This is a genomic window from uncultured Sneathiella sp., assembly GCF_963973085.1.
Taxonomy (GTDB): domain Bacteria; phylum Pseudomonadota; class Alphaproteobacteria; order Sneathiellales; family Sneathiellaceae; genus Sneathiella.
On record NZ_CAXAXA010000004.1, the window covers coordinates 365,823 to 381,872 of the forward strand.

A 16,050-nucleotide genomic window follows, 5' to 3' on the forward strand; every position below is an offset into this window, starting at 1 on the left:
TAATTTTCTTATATATTGAATAAGTTTAACAAAACGTACTTAGGCCCGGCATTAAACAGGCGGGAAATAAAAGCAGACAACGGATCAATCTATGACAATTTCGAAGGAAGCGGTGACAGCAAGGGTTGAAGATAACCCGGATATCGTTGCCGCCCGGAAAGTCCTGAAAGCAGAGGCTGATGCGCTCCTGCAACTTCAGGATGACCTCGATGCGGAATTCGTCAAGGCGCTTGATTATATATTTGCAGCAAAAGGTCGCGTTATTGTAAGCGGCATGGGAAAAAGCGGCCATATCGGCAACAAGATAGCCGCCACCCTTGCCTCCACGGGCACCCCCGCTCAATTTGTGCATCCCGCCGAAGCCAGCCACGGTGATCTTGGCATGATCACCAACAACGATGTCGTCCTCTGTCTTTCTAATTCCGGCGGCACGAAAGAACTGAGCGATATCATTGCCTATACCCGCCGGTTCCATATCCCGTTGATCGCCATTGTCGGCAAGGCAGACAGCACGCTCGGTCGCCGCGCCGATGCCCTGCTGCTGCTGCCCGACGTGCCGGAAGCCTGCCCCATGGGCCTTGCGCCGACGACATCCACAACCGCCGCATTGGCGCTGGGTGATGCGCTCGCCGTTGCGCTTCTGGCCCGCCGCGGTTTCAATGCCGAGAATTTCCGGGTTTTCCACCCGGGTGGCAAGCTTGGTGGCTCCCTGATCAAGGTCGAGGACTTGATGCACACAGGCGAAGCCATGCCTCTCGTCCCGGAAGGCACCCCGATGAGCGAGGCGCTTATTGAGATTTCGGCCAAAAGCTTTGGGTGTGTCGGTATTCTGGGGAAAGAACAATCTCTGGCGGGAATCATTACGGACGGAGATTTACGGCGCCATATGGGCGCCGACCTGCTGAACAAATCTGTGAATGACGTCATGACTCATAGCCCACAGACCATTTCGGCTCATGCTTTGGCAGGGGAAGCCCTGGCACAAATGAATTCAACCGGATTCAACGGTATTACCTGCCTTTTCGTCGTTGATAACAATAAAACCACCGGTATCATCAGCGTTCACGACTGCCTTCGCAGCGGGGTGATGTGACATTATGAAACCCGCCGATGTGCTTACGTCCGAAGAAAAGATTTCCGGGGAGACCCTCGCCGGGACGAAGGATTTTGTGGGTACACCGGGTTTCGCGGAAACGAAGTTTAACGCGCGCTACAGCCACTTCGTCGCAATTATCAAATTTATCCTTCTCGGGCTGGCCATACTTCTCGTCGGGCTTGCTTTTATCTTGCCCAATCTTGATAAACCTGAAGGATTTACCCTGGATTATGCAGATGTCACGGTTTCCGATGACGGTCTGACCATGAAGAATCCACAATATGTCGCAAGCGACATAAGCGATCGAAACTACGTAGTCACGGCGGATACAGCGACCCAGAAAACCGCCACGGCATCCCTGGTATCCCTGAAAAACCTTCAGGCCGACATCACGCTAAATAGTGGTGACTGGATTTCCGTTTCAGCACCTGAAGGTGAACTTGATACGGAAACCGGAATTCTCGACCTCTATGGTGAGATCAATGTTTTCAGTGACAGCGGCAATCAACTGACCGCCAATTCCGCCACGGTAGACCTTAAAAAGAATACGATAAGAAGTGACAAACCGCTTAAAGGCCATGGCCCGCTTGGCATTATCGAAGCGGATAGGCTTGTCGCCGACCAGATAACTGGTAACATACGCTTCGATGGCAACGTCAAGCTGATCATCAACCCATAAATGGACAACGGACAAATCCCGAAAATGCCCAGGCACCTCTCGAAAATAACAGTAATTTTGCTTGCCATCAGCCTGATGGGATCTGGAGGTTTACCGGACGCATATGCACAATCAGCGACAAGCGGAGGCGGCTTCGATACAAATCAGCCCATAGAGATCACGGCGGATTCCCTGGAAGTCCAACAAGCAAATCAACAGGCAGTCTTTGAAGGGAATGTACAGGTCGTACAAGGTGAAATCCGTATGCGCTCAAGCAAGCTGGTCGTTCACTATTCAGAAAAAAATCAATCCAACGATGGCGCCCCCACCAATATCCGCCAGATCGATGCGATGGGAGATGTTTTTCTGTCCAGTCCGCGTGAAACCGCGCAGGGCGACAAAGGTGTTTATGATGTAACGAATAAACAGATCGATTTGCAGGGAAATGTGGTATTAACACAGGGAAAGAACGTGTTGCGCGGTGATAATTTAACGCTTGATCTTGTCTCCGGCAAGAGCCGAGTTGAAGGTGGCGCGACGACCGATGGCAAAACGGGCCGCGTGAAAGGAATATTTGTTCCTGAGAAAAAAGCCGGCGAGTAGAGTATGGAACGGTTATGACAACAGGAACTCAAGAAGTGGATCAGGGCCCAAGGCTGGTAGCTGAGAACAGCGGTTTGAAAGCGAAAAATATCGGCAAATCCTTCAAGAAGCGCCCAATCCTTCGCGGTGTTGATATCACCGTAAATCGCGGGGAAGCGGTTGGCCTGCTCGGCCCGAACGGTGCCGGCAAGACCACAAGCTTCTATATCATCTCCGGCTTGCTGCGGCCGGACTACGGTACAATAATACTGGATGGCCGCGACGTAACGGAACTTCCGATGTATCGTCGCGCCCGCCTTGGCATCGGCTACCTGCCGCAGGAGGCCTCTATCTTTCGCGGCATGAATGTCGAACAGAATATCCGCGCTGTGCTCGAACTAATTGAGCCTGTGCATGAAAAACGCGAAAGTATGCTTGAAAGCCTTCTGGCGGAATTTTCTATCTCACATCTTCGGCGTACACCTGCAATCGCCCTTTCCGGCGGGGAACGGCGACGGGTTGAAATTGCCCGCGCGCTGGCCGGAAAGCCCAACTATATTATGCTGGACGAACCCTTAGCCGGGATTGACCCAATTGCCGTCGGGGATATACGGGATCTGGTTTCCCACCTGAAAGACCGTGGCATCGGCGTTCTGATTACGGAACATAACGTTCGCGAAACACTTGATATCATCGACCGTGCATATATTCTTAACGAAGGTCGTGTCATAAAAGAGGGGATCCCGTCGGAGATTGTGTCCGACGAAGGAGTGAGACGCGTTTATTTGGGGGATCGCTTCAATCTCTAGACCGCTGGAGATTGACAGGGATCAGGAGTGACAATGGCGCTAACGCCAAGACTTGATCTAAGACAAAGCCAGCAGCTTGTGATGACACCGCAACTGCAGCAGGCGATCAAGCTGTTGCAGATGTCTAATCTGGATCTAGCCACCTATGTCGAGCAGGAATTGGAGAAGAATCCACTTCTTGAACGTGATGACGCCATACCGGGTGATGACGATTACAAGGCCTCGGACGACACATCGGATTTTGAGGGAGACGGCGACACAGGCCCGCTTGAAGAAATCAGCATTTCCGATGACGCGCCTTTATCTGCGGCCGAAAACGCCGCCATCGATACTGACTACGACAATATCTATACCAGTGACGCGGCTTTAGACAATCCATCGGATGCGATCGGGGCGGATGCTGCCAATACCGGGTTTCTTGCCGCAAGTACAGGGGGGAGCAGTTCCTTTTCCGGAACAGACGTAAATCTGGAAAATACGTTGAGCGATGATATCTCTTTGCGGGACCATCTTGCAGCCCAGCTGAACCTTCTTGGTTTATCGCCCGCAGACAAACTCATCGCATCTTATCTCATCGATCTCGTGAGTGATACCGGCTATCTTGTCGGCGACCTGGAAGAAGCGGCTGAATCGCTTGGCTGTACGGAGGAGCGGCTGAATAGTGTATTGGACACATTACGCGGATTAGAGCCAACAGGCGTTTTCGCTAAGGATTTGGCGGATTGTCTAGCGTTACAGCTAAAAGAGAAGAACCGTTACGATCCTGCCATTGCGGCCCTTCTCCAGAATCTTCATTTGCTCGCGGAAGGCAATCTCAAGGAGCTGCTCGGGGTATGCGGGGTGGATCAGGAGGATCTCGCAGAAATGATAGCGGAGATCAAGGAGCTGGATCCAAAGCCTGGTCTCCAGTTCGGTAGCGAAATTGCCCAGACATTGGTGCCAGACATCTTCGTGCATCGGCGCCCGGATGGCGGCTGGCATGTCGAGCTGAACAGTGAAACCTTACCGAAAGTACTGGTCAACAATCGCTACTATTCCGTCATCAATACAAAATCCAGGCGCAAAGAGGAGAAAGAGTATCTCTCCGAGTGCCTGAACTCGGCAAACTGGCTGGTTAAATCTCTTGAACAGCGGGCCCAGACCATCCTGAAAGTGGCCTCCGCACTGGTTGAGGAACAGGAAATGTTTTTCACCCAAGGCATTGAATTTTTGCGGCCGCTAAACCTTAAAACCATTGCCGAAGCAATCTCTATGCATGAAAGCACAGTGAGCCGGGTCACCTCCAACAAGTATCTGGCGACATCCCGCGGAGTGTTTGAGCTGAAATACTTTTTCACGTCCGCCATCAATGCGACATCAGGAGGCGATTCCCATTCGGCGGCTTCCGTACGCCACAAATTGAAACAACTCGTGAATGATGAAGCACCAAACCGAGTTCTTTCAGATGACAAAATCGTAGAATTAATGAAACTACAAGGGATAGATATTGCGCGGCGCACCGTTGCAAAGTATCGTGATGCCATGAACATACCGTCTTCCGTAGAGCGTCGAAGACTTAAGAAGCAGTTGATTGCTTCATGAACAGGGATCCAGAAAATGGTGCCTCCGGCACGTCACTTTTTCGTTTCTGATTGCGCGTGTTGACATTGATACGCACAAAAACTATGGTCCCGCCCTCAAATGGAATTGAACGCTGTTTTTTGGCGGAAACTGGTCACACTTCTAGGATTGGATCATTGAGATGCATGTGATTGTAAAAGGTAAGCAGATTGATGTCGGCGATGCCCTTCGCGAGCATATTGAAGAGAGTCTGGAAAGCGGCGTTTCCAAATATTTTGATAACGCAATAGACGCACAAGTGACACTAAGCCGGATCAGCCATAACTTTCATACCGAATGCAGCGTCCATATTGGATCTGGTATTGATGTTACTGCGTCCGCGGATCACACCGATGCCTACAGCAGTTTCGATTCAACATTGGCGCGTATCGAAAAGCAGCTGCGGCGCTACAAGCGACGCCTTAAAAGCCATCATGGCAAGGAACGTTATCAGGCCAAAATGGCGTTCGCGGCTCAAAGTTATGTGCTTGCTCCGGAACCGGAGGAAGATACGGACGGAACGGAAGAGCAAGATGATTGGCAGCCTATGATCATCGCAGAAAGCAGTGCAGATATACCGGACTGTTCAGTTGGTGAAGCTGTTATGCGTATGGACCTTGCAAACCTGCCGGCAATGATGTTCCACAACTCTGGAACTAAAGAGTTAAATGTTGTGTACCGGCGACCTGATGGAAATATCGGCTGGATCGACCCGCAGGTCGCAAAAACCGAGAAATCAGCATAGAAACTTGCTTTTTGCCCCCATAACGACCAACTAAACCAGGTATCATGGAAATCAGTGATCTCATTCAGCCGCACACGGTCTTTGCGGATCTGAAAGCCACCAGCAAGAAGCAGGCTTTGCAGGAACTGGCACGTCGTGCCGCAACTGTTACGGGCTGTTCCGAGCGGGACATCCTCGATGTGCTTATTGAACGGGAACGGCTCGGTACGACCGGGATCGGAAAAGGCATCGCCATCCCGCATGGCAAGCTTCCTGGCATCGATCGTGTTTATGGAATTTTCGCTAAGCTAAATACAGGCGTTGATTTCGATTCAATGGATAATCTGCCGGTTGATCTGTTGTTCTTGTTGCTGGCCCCGGAATCGGCGGGCGCGGACCACCTCAAGGCATTATCACGAGTATCCCGTACGTTACGGGACAAGGGGCGCTGTGAAAAGCTACGTGGCAGCCATGACGCCGACGCACTCTATGCAATCCTCACGGAACCAGGCGCTCAATCCGCAGCATAGGACTTACCGTGTCTCGGTAAAAAGCGCATAATTAGGGCATAAGAGAACGGAGGTTGCTTATGGCCGAGTATTTTCAGTGGAGATTTACCGCATCCTGGTGCGCGCATATTTTCAAGGCCATGTTTAAACAGCACCACAAAGAGCTTCGGGAACCATTCGAAAAGTTTCTTGGGAAAGACGCTGTCATTTTCGATGTAGGCGCTCATAGCGGTCAACTTAGCAAACTCTTTTCCAAGATAGCGCCTGATGGAACAATATATTGTGTTGAACCAGGAACCTATGCCCGTACTATCCTGCGAGCGGCGCTTTGGTGGAATAAATGCAGAAATTGCCTTGTCCTGCCTTTTGCTCTGGATAATACGTCAAGACTGACAACATTATCGCTGCCAGAAAAAAGGCCAAATGTATTTGGATTTGGCCTGACTCATCTTTCGAATGATTTCAGTGATCATGACGGACGCTATAAATTGGTCAGAGATGTGTGCGCAACCTTCACGTTGGACGAGGTTGTAACAACGCTGGGCATCGAACGGCTTGATTTTATCAAAGCGGATATCGAGGGATTCGAGCTGAATATGCTTCAAGGAGCGCAGCAGACAATTGATAGCTTGTCTCCTGTAATATACCTCGAAATAAACGATGATTATTTAATTCGCGCAGGCACTTCCAAGGAAAAGGTCTGGGAGTTTATGACCGACAGGAATTACATCCCTTATTTTTTGGACGACAAATCACATGAATTTGTCGACTTAGATGCCAGTACTCCAAGAGGCGGTGATATTCTTTGGGCCCACCACACGAAAGAAGGGCTGGTTCAATAAGGATTAGTTTGCGCCATCACAGGCCGGCATCGATACTAGTTTACCAGAAATGCCTCGAAATCATTCTGACGCGCTACTACCAGCGCGGCACTGGCGGACTTCTCTTCTCCGAGTTGCTGGCCATTGGCGGCAAAAATTTGATATGTGACAGCGCCGTTTTCCTCAACAGCGCGCACATAGGCCATATCCATCGACCCGAGCATGCCAAAGGCCGCCGGACTTAAATGACGGAGAGTGGATTCCTGATATTGCATTTTCAAAAACTCCTTAACGCGACCCTTAATTCTTTCTAGTCAATCAATTCAGATGAATTAACTGTTTTAATTTCTTTTTTCGACCGTTTTGTCTTGATCTCAATCCGGCGGCTTTCTGATTTCGGCAATGGCAACTGTAATCCGACATGCAAAAGCCCGTTTTCCATTTCCGCACCCCTTATTTCCAGCCCCTCGGCCAAGACAAATTTACGCTGGAACTGACGGGCGGCGATCCCACGATGCAGGAACACACGATCCGCCTCTTCCTGTTGTTTACCATGGATTATAAGTTGGTTCTGTTCCAGTGTTATCTGTAAATCTTCTTCCTTAAATCCGGCCACGGCGAGGGTTATTCGCAGCTCTCTCTCGCCAATCTGCTCAATATTATAAGGGGGATAACCTTCATTCGAAGATTTGGAGAGCTGTTCGAGAATCTGCTCAAAGTGATCGAAACCCAGCATCAGCGGGTGATTAAACGACGTTGCACGCGGCATGCACTTCCTCCTCCAATGAGCGAGACAGCTTTTTATCGGCGACGGTCCGCCGCCTTGGATAGCCCACAATGGCACTACTGTTAAAATATGTAATGATTGTGCACTGTGTCATCAAGGCTGGGTTTCACAAATATCGTGAGCGGGGTATAAGTGGCTCGAATCTATGATCAAGAACAAGAATGGAAAAAACTATGAGCATCGACCCACAAAAACAGGATTTGAAAATTGGCATTGTCGGAGCGGGCGCCATGGGGCGGGGTATCGCCCAGGTATCCGCAACAGGTGGGATGCCGGTTTATATTTTCGATGCGGCTGACGGTGCGGCAGCGGCAGCGAAAGACTTCATTGTTTCGATGATAAATCGCTCTATGGAAAAAGGCCGCATGGAAAAAGAAGAAGGGGAAGCCGCAATCGCCCGACTCCACGTTGCGGAAAATCTTGACGGTCTGGCAGATTGCGATCTTGTGGTCGAGGCAATTGTTGAGAATATCGATATCAAGCAGAAAGTATTCCAGCAACTGGAAGAAATTGTCCGTCCGGAAACAATCATTGCTTCCAATACTTCCAGCATCCGTATTTCCTCGATTGCATCCGCTTGCAATCATCGGGAACGGATCGCCGGGTTGCATTTTTTCAACCCGGTCCCCCTCATGAAGCTGGTTGAGGTGATCAATGGTACCGATACGAGCGCCGAAGTAACCGAGGCGCTTGAAGTCATCGGCAAGCGCATGGGCCGGGTTCCAGTAGTGGTAAAGGATGCGCCGGGTTTTCTGGTCAATCTTGGCGGCCGCGCTTACTCAACGGAGTCCTTGCGGATCGTCTCCGAAGGGGTAGCGACACCGTTTCAGGTGGATGCTGTCATGCGTGAGGCTTGCGGTTTCCGCATGGGCCCATTCGAGCTTTTGGATCTTACCGGGATCGACGTCAATTTTCCGGTCAGCCAGATCATCTACAACGGTTATTTCCAGGACAAGCGACTGTCCACATACCCTCTGCATGAAAGCATGATGGAAGCGGGACGACTTGGTAAGAAAACGAAAGCCGGGTTCTACGCCTATACAGACGACGGAACGATCATTCGCCCGGACGTGGAAGAGCAAATCTCAGCCGCTCCGGCAACACAGGTCGTGCTCGCGGAACCGTCCAAAGCGTTGGAAAAACTGATGGGCGAAATCGGGGTTAAAGTACTGACATCAGATGATGGCACCTCCCCCATACTTGCAGACCCGATCGGTGAAGACTGCACGGCCGTTTCGGTCCGCCTTGGTGTTGACCCGAAGCGTCTAGTCGCGATCGACACGCACACAGGCGTCGTCTCCCGTGCCACCATAATGGCAGCGCCCGGCGCTAACGAAGAGATTGTCCAGTCAGTTATGGCAATGCTGAGCGCCGTTTCCGGCGGTGTCACCCGTATCAAGGACAATCCGGGGTTCGTCGCGCAGCGTATTCGCGCAATGATCGCTAATCTCGGCTGTGAAATGGCCCAGATCGGCGTGGCAACCCCTGAAGATATCGACAAGGGAATGAAACTGGGACTCAATTACCCCTTTGGCTCTGTTGAGCTTGCGGAGCACATGGGCAGCCGGAATTGCCTGAAAATCCTCGAAAATCTACAAGCGATTACAGGAGAAGACCGTTACCGGCCAAGTCAGTGGCTCCGACGTCGCGCATTGCTGGATCTTCCGATCCACACACTGGATTAAGCGCCGCGCCCGCCTACTATTGGGTGGGCGTGTCTTCCTCACGGTCCATGGCCATTTGCGCCATTTCCTGCAGAGCCCCTGCCGCATTGCCGCCGAGGCTGGTCTCAACCGCTTGCATCATCGTGGCAATGACGGCGGCCGTGAAGTGATCCCGCTCCAATCCGGCGGAAAGGCAATCCTCCAAGGCTTTGTCAAGATGGCCGGTAATAATCTCGGCCGCCTTGTCGAGTTTGTCTTTCACATCGGCTTCAGGCAGGGAAGAATTAAAATTATCAGACACTGGTTTTCCATTTGTTGAAAATCTACGTCCCGAAGACATAAGGTTTTCACATCAGAAGAGCAAATTTATTCGGGTGTTTTTCCAAGCGTAATCGGCTGGCCATGCGGCGTATGGTCAGCCGCATCCCGCCATTCGGCTTTCCGGCGCATGAGTTGCTCCGGTGTCAATAACTCCTTCTGCGCAACAATTTTTTCAAGAGCCGAAAGCCAGCAGAGGTAATAGGCCGTATTGCCGATACCATTGCCAGCAGAGGTATCTGAGGCGATCTCCCCGCCAAAGATTTCCGCCCATTCACTCCAACTGAATTGTCTTGCCTCATGAAGCTTGACTGTCAACGCAAAGGCCTGGGCCTGCCAAGGCTCCTCAAAAACCGGGCCCCCTTTATCCTGAGGGATACTTATTTTTGCGAGTTCAGGATCAATCTGCACCGCGGGACACCTCTAGATAATCGTCCCAAAGGTCGACATAAATATAGTCTCCTTCAGTCCCGTCTTTAGGACCCCACAGTTCTGTGGAGGCAAATCTGACGCTATAAAGATGTTGTGGATCATTTTTTCCATGAGCGCTTGCATCTGGAAAAACATGCAGGCCGTAATCCTGTATAATCACACCTTGATGCCCCCTGACATAGCGAGGTAGACGGGTATGCCCTTCCGGATGGATATTTCTTGCTGTTACGACATCGCCAACATTAAACCGCGCTGCTTTGCCGTCATCCGCCAAATAATTGCCGCCCTTGTCCATCAGTGCATCGACATCTTCGGCTTTCATCGCGGGCCGCGGGGATGATACGGGCCGAGGCGCCACGGCGCCGGACAGTTCTTCCTCAGAGATAACGCCCTTTTCCGAGAGGATTCGAACTAACCCGTCAAGCCAGATTTCGTAATAGCTGCTGGCGAGATATTTCGCCGGATCCATGCGTTCGCGCGCATGGCGGGATTCATCAATATTGCGAATACCCACGGCAGTAACCGCATTGTTAAGCGCAAACATCCGTTTTTCCCAATCAGCATGAAAGACCGGTTCGGCTTCCTCCGCGACAACCGGTCCCATACCATGCATTCCCCCCATATCATGTATGCTGTCCATATAGGTTCTCCTTAGGGTTTTACCGGGCTCTCCGCCATCTTCGTTCCGATCATACTGTCTCTGCTCACCAGTTCCGCCAGCGCTTCTTCATCAAGGTCATCTGATCCTTCTGGCCGTGTCGGAACGACAAGATAGCGGGTTTCCGCCGTGCTGTCCCATACCCGGACTTCCATGTCATCGGGAAGATGTGTTCCGAATTCCTCTAGCACTTTTCTTGGCTCACGCACGACCCGCGCGCGATAGGGCGCAGACTTGTACCAGACCGGCGGCAAACCCAGCACCGGCCAAGGATAACAGGAACAAAGCGTACAAACGACAACGTTATGGACCTGATCGGTATTCTCAAGTGCAATCAGTTCTTCCCCTTGCGCCCCAGAGAAACCGAATTCAGCAACTGCCGCCGTCGCATCGGCAAAAAGCCGTTCCCGAAATTCAGGATCCACCCAAGCCCGGGCCACGACCTTTGCTCCATTCTTCGGCCCCACCTTGTTTTCATAACGATCAATCAAGGCATCAAGGGCATCGGCCTCTACCAGACCTTTTTCAATGAGCAGGGATTCCAGACTTTTTACCCGCAGTACGGTCTCTGACAGCGGATCGCCGTGTTTGTGGTCATGTGCCATTTTATGCCTCCCGGAACATTTCGGGTTTTCTTAATAATTCGTTAAGGCTCTATCGGCGAATATAGGCTCTATTTGTTCGAAGTTCAAAAGCATTTGCGGAAACTCTGGTGTCGGTCGTCATTGAGTTCCAGCCAAGATTGAGACCGAGAGGGGAAGAAATGACCTGGATTAAAACCGTTTCGTTGGAAGATGCCGACGGACCACTTAAAAATCTTTATGACCGGATCATGGATCCCAACGGACATATCGATAATGTTTTGATGGCCCATTCATTGAGGCCACATCTGATGGAAGGACATTTCGACCTACGCGAACATGTCCTGAATAACAGCGCAAATGCTCTTGCGAAATGGAAGCTGGATGCAATCGGCATATATGTCAGCCTGTTGAACGGCTGCGATTATTGTGTTGAGTATTATTTCGCGTCACTTGAAAACATTGTTGAGGCTGAAGAAGACGCTTCCCGTCTCCGGGCGGCACTCGAAGCAGGCGAGCCGGAACGCGTTTTTACCGGAGCGGATCTCGCCATGATGTTCTACGCCAATCTTTTGACGGCCCGGCCTGACAAAATTTCTGTCAGTATGATAGAAGAACTCCGCAATGCCGGGCTTGAGGATGGCGAAATTCTCGAAATCAATCAGGCCGTTGCCTATTTTTCCTATGTAAATCGCACTGTCCTAGGGCTCGGCATCCACTAAAACGTCAAGTCTTGCGCTTCGGTCTTAAAGTCCATAATCTCCTGCTCTGTTTGTCTGGGCGAGGGCAATGTTCATCGCCCGGCCGTTTTGACAAGAAAGAGCTTTATGGAAAATTCTCCCGTCATTGCAGCCGCTGGCCTGATCAAAACGTACGGCTCACTGGAAGTCGTGAAAGGTATCGATTTCTCGGTTCCCGCTGGGCAATGCTTTGGCTTGCTCGGCCCCAACGGAGCCGGTAAATCGACAACCATGCGGATGATCATGGGGCTGTCGGAAGTCACCGGCGGAACGTTGACTGTCTTTGGCGAGCCTGCCAGTGGAATGGCGCGTAACATCAAGGCCAAAATCGGCCTCGTGCCGCAGGAAAGCAATCTTGATCCGGATATTACGGTCCTCGAAAATTTATATGCCTTTGGCCGCTATTTTGCGCTGCCCAGTGCTGTCATAGAGGAGCGGGCCGCAAAGCTTCTGGAATTCATGCAGCTTGACGACAAAAAACACGCCCCGGTCAATGCGCTTTCGGGCGGTATGAAGCGGCGCTTGATTATTGCACGCGCTCTGGTCGGTGATCCTGAAATGGTTATCCTCGATGAACCAACGACCGGCCTCGACCCGCAGGCACGCGTTCTCATCTGGAAGCAATTGTTGGAGCTCAAGAAAGACGGACGAACATTGCTCCTGACGACCCACTACATGGATGAAGCGCAACGGCTTTGTGACCAAATTGTCATTATCGATGGCGGCACAATTCTCGACCATGGAACACCGGAAGAGTTGATTGCCCGCCGGGTGAAGGGCTTCGTGTTCGAAATTCAAAAACCTCATGTTCCCGGGTCCTCCGCAGACCGCTGGGACCAGGAGGATATTGGCGACTCTGTGCTGTACTTCGTCGAAGATACCGCAGAGTTTATTGCCGATTTGCCGGAAGAAGCGATCTACCTCCATCGCCCTGCCAATCTGGAAGATGTTTTCCTGCGCCTGACCGGGCGGCAGCTAAGAGAGAATTGAAGCCGATGAAGATGCCTGAGATTCCTTATATTCATGCGGTCTACGACAGGCAATATCGTGTCTTTCGAAAACTGCTTGGCTCCGCCCTCGTATCAAACGTTGCGAACCCAATCCTGTTCCTGTTTGCCTTCGGGTTCGGCATGGGATCCTTCATTGATACCATGGCGGGCATGAGCTATATGACGTTCGTCGTTGCCGGCATGGTTGGGTATTCTGCAGCCTTTGCCGCAAGTTTTGAAACGTCAATCGGCGCCTTCACCCGGTATTTCCTGCAGAAGAACTGGGACGCCATTCTCTCGACCCCGGTTACACTCGCGGAATTGATGATGGGTGAAATTCTCTGGGCTTCGGTAAAAGCCCTTTTTTCCGCCATCTGTGTCCTGATTGTCGGCTGGATGTGGGGTGGCGTTCCCGTGACATTTGGGCCGCTCATAACTTTGCCGATTGTTTTCCTGGGTTCAATCTGTTTCGCCTGTGCCGGGCTGGTCGCGACTGCGTACGCAAAGGGGTATGAATTCTTCGCCTATTTCTTCACATTCTGGGTGACACCCATGTTTGTGTTCTGCGGCGTTTTCTTTGAGATATCCCGCTTTCCCGACGCGGTCCAGTATATCGCCTGGGCATTTCCGATGACGCATCTGATCGCCGCCATACGGCCGCTTATTGCCGGAACGGCGATCGATCCGGCTCTCATTGCGTTGCATACGGTCTATATAGTGGTCTTCAGCGCCGCAGCTTTCGCCATTGCTCATCGCAAATTGCGGCAACGGCTTTATGACTGATAATTGAGGCCGGGCTTACTGCCCGGCTTCGTGCGCTGCAAGCGCCGCCATATTTACAAGATCGGAAACCGTCGCGCCGATCGGCACAATCTGGACAGGCTTCGAAAGCCCGACAAGAAGCGGCCCAATAACTTTACTTTCGCCGAGGACCGGCATCAGCTTTGACGCGATATTCGCCGAATGTAGGCCCGGCATCACGAGCACATTGGCCGGGCCGGAAAGGCGGCAGAACGGATAGAAGCTCGCCATCAGTTCGGGATCGAGCGCGACATCTGCTGAAATATCCCCTTCATACTCAAAATCCAGCTCTTCCTTATCCAATAATTCCACGGCCTCACGAACACTATCGGCCGTGTAGTGTTTCGGATTTCCAAAGTTGGAATAGGAGAGCAAGGCAACGCGTGGCTCGTGCCCCAGGCGGCGGGCAACTTCCGCGGCTTCTTTTGAAATTGAGACCAGCTCTTCCGCGGTTGGCAGGGTTGTTACCGTCGTATCCGCCATGAAGACTGTCCGGTCCCGCCCGACAATGATTGAAACGCCGATCACACGCTGATCGGGCTTTGGATCGATCACCTTCTGGATTTCTTTGAAAGCAACAGAGAAACGGCGGGTTACGCCGGTGAGCACCGCGTCCGCATCGCCCATGGCAACCATGCAGGCGGCGAAAATATTCCGGTCCCGGTTGACAAGGCGGGCGCAATCGCGAAACAGGTAGCCTTTACGTTGCAGCCGTTCATACAGGAAACTGTAGTATTTTTCCCGATGTTCCATTTCACTGGCGTTATAAATCTCAAGAGTTTCGGAGCCATCGATGCCAATTTCGGCCATGATTTTCTTAACTTCATTTTCGCGCCCAAGCAAAACCGGTATTCCGTAACCCGCCTTCTGAAATTCGACAGCCGCGCGGATGACTTTTTCCTCTTCACCTTCGGCAAAGACGACGCGGCGCGGCGCGGCGCGCACCTCATCCAGAATAAGTTGCAAGGAACCTGCCGTCGGATCAAGGCGAGCGCGAAGCTCGTTGCGATAGGCAAGTTCATCAATGATGGGTCGACGGGCGACACCGCTGTCCATCGCGGCCTTAGCAACAGCGGTCGGAACATGGCTTATCAGGCGCGGATCAAACGGCACGGGAATGATATAGTCCGGACCATAGATAGGACGCTTGCCTTTATAGGCGGCGGCGACTTCGTCGGGCACGTCCTCACGCGCCAGCTCCGCCAGAGCTTCCGCCGCGGCAATTTTCATCTCCTCGTTGATCGTCGTCGCACGAACATCGAGAGCGCCTCGAAAAATATAGGGGAAGCCGAGAACATTGTTCACCTGGTTCGGGAAATCAGACCGGCCCGTCGCCACAATTGCATCTTTCCGCACTTCCGCAATTTCTTCCGGACGAATTTCCGGATCGGGATTCGCCATTGCGAAGATTATGGGTTTGTCTGCCATGGATTTTACCATATCCTTGGTGACTGCCCCTTTCACAGACAAGCCAAGGAATATATCCGAGCCGATCATGGCATCTTCAAGGGTGCGCGCGTCCGTCGCAACCGCATGGGCGGATTTCCACTGATTCATTCCTTCTTCACGGCCTTGGTATATGACGCCTTTTGTATCACACAGAATCGCGCTGTCATGCGGCAGTCCCATTGCCTTTATCAGTTCAAGACAAGCGATAGCCGCCGCCCCTGCGCCATTCACCACGACTTTGGTATCTTTCAGGTTTCGTCCTGTCAGATCCAGCGCGTTGATAATTCCCGCCGCGCAAATAATCGCCGTGCCATGTTGGTCGTCATGAAACACCGGGATATCCATAATTTCCCGGAGGCGCTGCTCAATTATAAAACATTCCGGCGCTTTGATATCCTCTAGATTTATGCCACCAAAGCTCGGCCCCATCAGGCGGATACAATTCACCAGTTCATCGACATCTTCGCTGTCAAGTTCCAGATCAAAGCAATCGATATCGGCAAACCGCTTGAACAGGACCGCCTTTCCCTCCATCACCGGTTTTGACCCCAATGCCCCAAGGTTGCCAAGACCGAGTACGGCCGTCCCGTTGGAAATTACGGCAACGCGATTTCCCTTGGTGGTGTAATCATAAACCCGCTCCGGGTCATCCGCGATAGCAAGACAAGGTCCCGCCACGCCGGGAGAATAGGCAAGCGAGAGGTCGCGCTGTGTCGCCACAGCCTTTGTTGCCACGATTTCAAGTTTTCCAGGCTTACCCTGCGCGTGATATCGCAAGGCCTCTTCATACTGGCTGAAATCCGGTTTATCACTCATCGACCCGCGTTCCTGTC

19 protein-coding genes are annotated in these 16,050 nt (G+C 51.9%); 12 read left to right on the forward strand and 7 right to left on the reverse strand.

Features of this window, described 5'->3' with window-relative positions; genetic code table 11:
• Window positions 1-91 precede the first annotated feature (91 nt).
• From AACZ19_RS12490 to AACZ19_RS12525, 8 genes are all read left to right on the forward strand, one after another.
• Window positions 92-1,093, forward strand: a complete 1,002-nt coding sequence (locus tag AACZ19_RS12490; protein ID WP_339634396.1) for a KpsF/GutQ family sugar-phosphate isomerase — start codon at window positions 92-94, stop codon at window positions 1,091-1,093.
• 4 nt (window positions 1,094-1,097) lie between these two features.
• Complete coding sequence (lptC, locus tag AACZ19_RS12495; RefSeq protein ID WP_339634398.1) at window positions 1,098-1,775, forward strand: LPS export ABC transporter periplasmic protein LptC; 678 nt, start codon at window positions 1,098-1,100, stop codon at window positions 1,773-1,775.
• A complete protein-coding gene (lptA, locus tag AACZ19_RS12500; protein ID WP_339634400.1) occupies window positions 1,776-2,357 on the forward strand; it encodes a lipopolysaccharide transport periplasmic protein LptA in 582 nt (193 codons plus the stop codon). It abuts the gene before it with no gap.
• 14 nt (window positions 2,358-2,371) lie between these two features.
• Complete coding sequence (lptB, locus tag AACZ19_RS12505; protein WP_339634402.1) at window positions 2,372-3,145, forward strand: LPS export ABC transporter ATP-binding protein; 774 nt, start codon at window positions 2,372-2,374, stop codon at window positions 3,143-3,145.
• A 33-nt stretch (window positions 3,146-3,178) separates the two neighbouring features.
• Window positions 3,179-4,726, forward strand: coding sequence for an RNA polymerase factor sigma-54 (gene rpoN / locus AACZ19_RS12510; RefSeq protein WP_339634404.1), 1,548 nt, complete (start codon window positions 3,179-3,181; stop codon window positions 4,724-4,726).
• Window positions 4,727-4,886: 160 nt separating this feature from the next.
• Window positions 4,887-5,489 (forward strand): ribosome-associated translation inhibitor RaiA, encoded by a 603-nt coding sequence (gene raiA, locus AACZ19_RS12515; protein WP_339634405.1) that lies wholly within the window; start codon window positions 4,887-4,889, stop codon window positions 5,487-5,489.
• A gap of 44 nt (window positions 5,490-5,533) precedes the next feature.
• Window positions 5,534-5,998 (forward strand): PTS IIA-like nitrogen regulatory protein PtsN, encoded by a 465-nt coding sequence (gene ptsN / locus AACZ19_RS12520; protein ID WP_339634407.1) that lies wholly within the window; start codon window positions 5,534-5,536, stop codon window positions 5,996-5,998.
• Window positions 5,999-6,057: 59 nt separating this feature from the next.
• Window positions 6,058-6,819, forward strand: coding sequence for an FkbM family methyltransferase (locus AACZ19_RS12525; RefSeq protein ID WP_339634409.1), 762 nt, complete (start codon window positions 6,058-6,060; stop codon window positions 6,817-6,819).
• A 35-nt stretch (window positions 6,820-6,854) separates the two neighbouring features.
• Here the strand turns inward: AACZ19_RS12525 and AACZ19_RS12530 are convergent, their stop codons facing one another.
• Window positions 6,855-7,073, reverse strand: a complete 219-nt coding sequence (locus tag AACZ19_RS12530; RefSeq protein WP_339634411.1) for a hypothetical protein — start codon at window positions 7,071-7,073, stop codon at window positions 6,855-6,857.
• Window positions 7,074-7,108: 35 nt separating this feature from the next.
• Entirely contained in the window at window positions 7,109-7,567 is a 459-nt protein-coding gene (locus tag AACZ19_RS12535; RefSeq protein WP_339634413.1) for an Hsp20 family protein, read from the reverse strand.
• A 191-nt stretch (window positions 7,568-7,758) separates the two neighbouring features.
• Between AACZ19_RS12535 and AACZ19_RS12540 the strand changes: the two genes are divergently transcribed.
• Window positions 7,759-9,270: a 3-hydroxyacyl-CoA dehydrogenase gene (locus AACZ19_RS12540; RefSeq protein ID WP_339634416.1), complete on the forward strand. Its 1,512-nt coding sequence runs from the start codon at window positions 7,759-7,761 to the stop codon at window positions 9,268-9,270.
• 16 nt (window positions 9,271-9,286) lie between these two features.
• Here AACZ19_RS12540 and AACZ19_RS12545 read toward each other — a convergent pair whose 3' ends face one another.
• The 4 genes from AACZ19_RS12545 to nthA all read right to left on the reverse strand — a co-directional run bounded on the left by AACZ19_RS12545 (window position 9,287) and on the right by nthA (window position 11,262).
• Window positions 9,287-9,550, reverse strand: a complete 264-nt coding sequence (locus tag AACZ19_RS12545; RefSeq protein ID WP_339634417.1) for a hypothetical protein — start codon at window positions 9,548-9,550, stop codon at window positions 9,287-9,289.
• Between the two features lie 65 nt (window positions 9,551-9,615).
• Window positions 9,616-9,978 (reverse strand): nitrile hydratase accessory protein, encoded by a 363-nt coding sequence (locus AACZ19_RS12550; RefSeq protein WP_339634419.1) that lies wholly within the window; start codon window positions 9,976-9,978, stop codon window positions 9,616-9,618.
• Window positions 9,968-10,639 (reverse strand): nitrile hydratase subunit beta, encoded by a 672-nt coding sequence (nthB, locus tag AACZ19_RS12555; protein ID WP_339634421.1) that lies wholly within the window; start codon window positions 10,637-10,639, stop codon window positions 9,968-9,970. Before nthB ends, AACZ19_RS12550 begins: the two co-directional genes overlap by 11 nt.
• 11 nt (window positions 10,640-10,650) lie before the next feature.
• Window positions 10,651-11,262 carry a nitrile hydratase subunit alpha gene (nthA, locus tag AACZ19_RS12560; RefSeq protein ID WP_339634423.1) on the reverse strand — a complete coding sequence of 204 codons (612 nt, stop codon included), beginning with the start codon at window positions 11,260-11,262 and terminating at the stop codon, window positions 10,651-10,653.
• Window positions 11,263-11,420: 158 nt separating this feature from the next.
• Between nthA and AACZ19_RS12565 the strand changes: the two genes are divergently transcribed.
• From AACZ19_RS12565 to AACZ19_RS12575, 3 genes are all read left to right on the forward strand, one after another.
• Entirely contained in the window at window positions 11,421-11,960 is a 540-nt protein-coding gene (locus AACZ19_RS12565) for a hypothetical protein (protein WP_339634425.1), read from the forward strand.
• 105 nt (window positions 11,961-12,065) lie between these two features.
• Window positions 12,066-12,968: an ATP-binding cassette domain-containing protein gene (locus tag AACZ19_RS12570; protein ID WP_339634427.1), complete on the forward strand. Its 903-nt coding sequence runs from the start codon at window positions 12,066-12,068 to the stop codon at window positions 12,966-12,968.
• Window positions 12,969-12,973: 5 nt separating this feature from the next.
• Entirely contained in the window at window positions 12,974-13,750 is a 777-nt protein-coding gene (locus AACZ19_RS12575; protein WP_339634428.1) for an ABC transporter permease, read from the forward strand.
• 15 nt (window positions 13,751-13,765) lie between these two features.
• Here the strand turns inward: AACZ19_RS12575 and AACZ19_RS12580 are convergent, their stop codons facing one another.
• On the reverse strand, window positions 13,766-16,033 hold the full coding sequence (locus AACZ19_RS12580) for an NADP-dependent malic enzyme (RefSeq protein ID WP_339634430.1): 2,268 nt from the start codon (window positions 16,031-16,033) through the stop codon (window positions 13,766-13,768).
• Window positions 16,034-16,050: the final 17 nt, after the last annotated feature.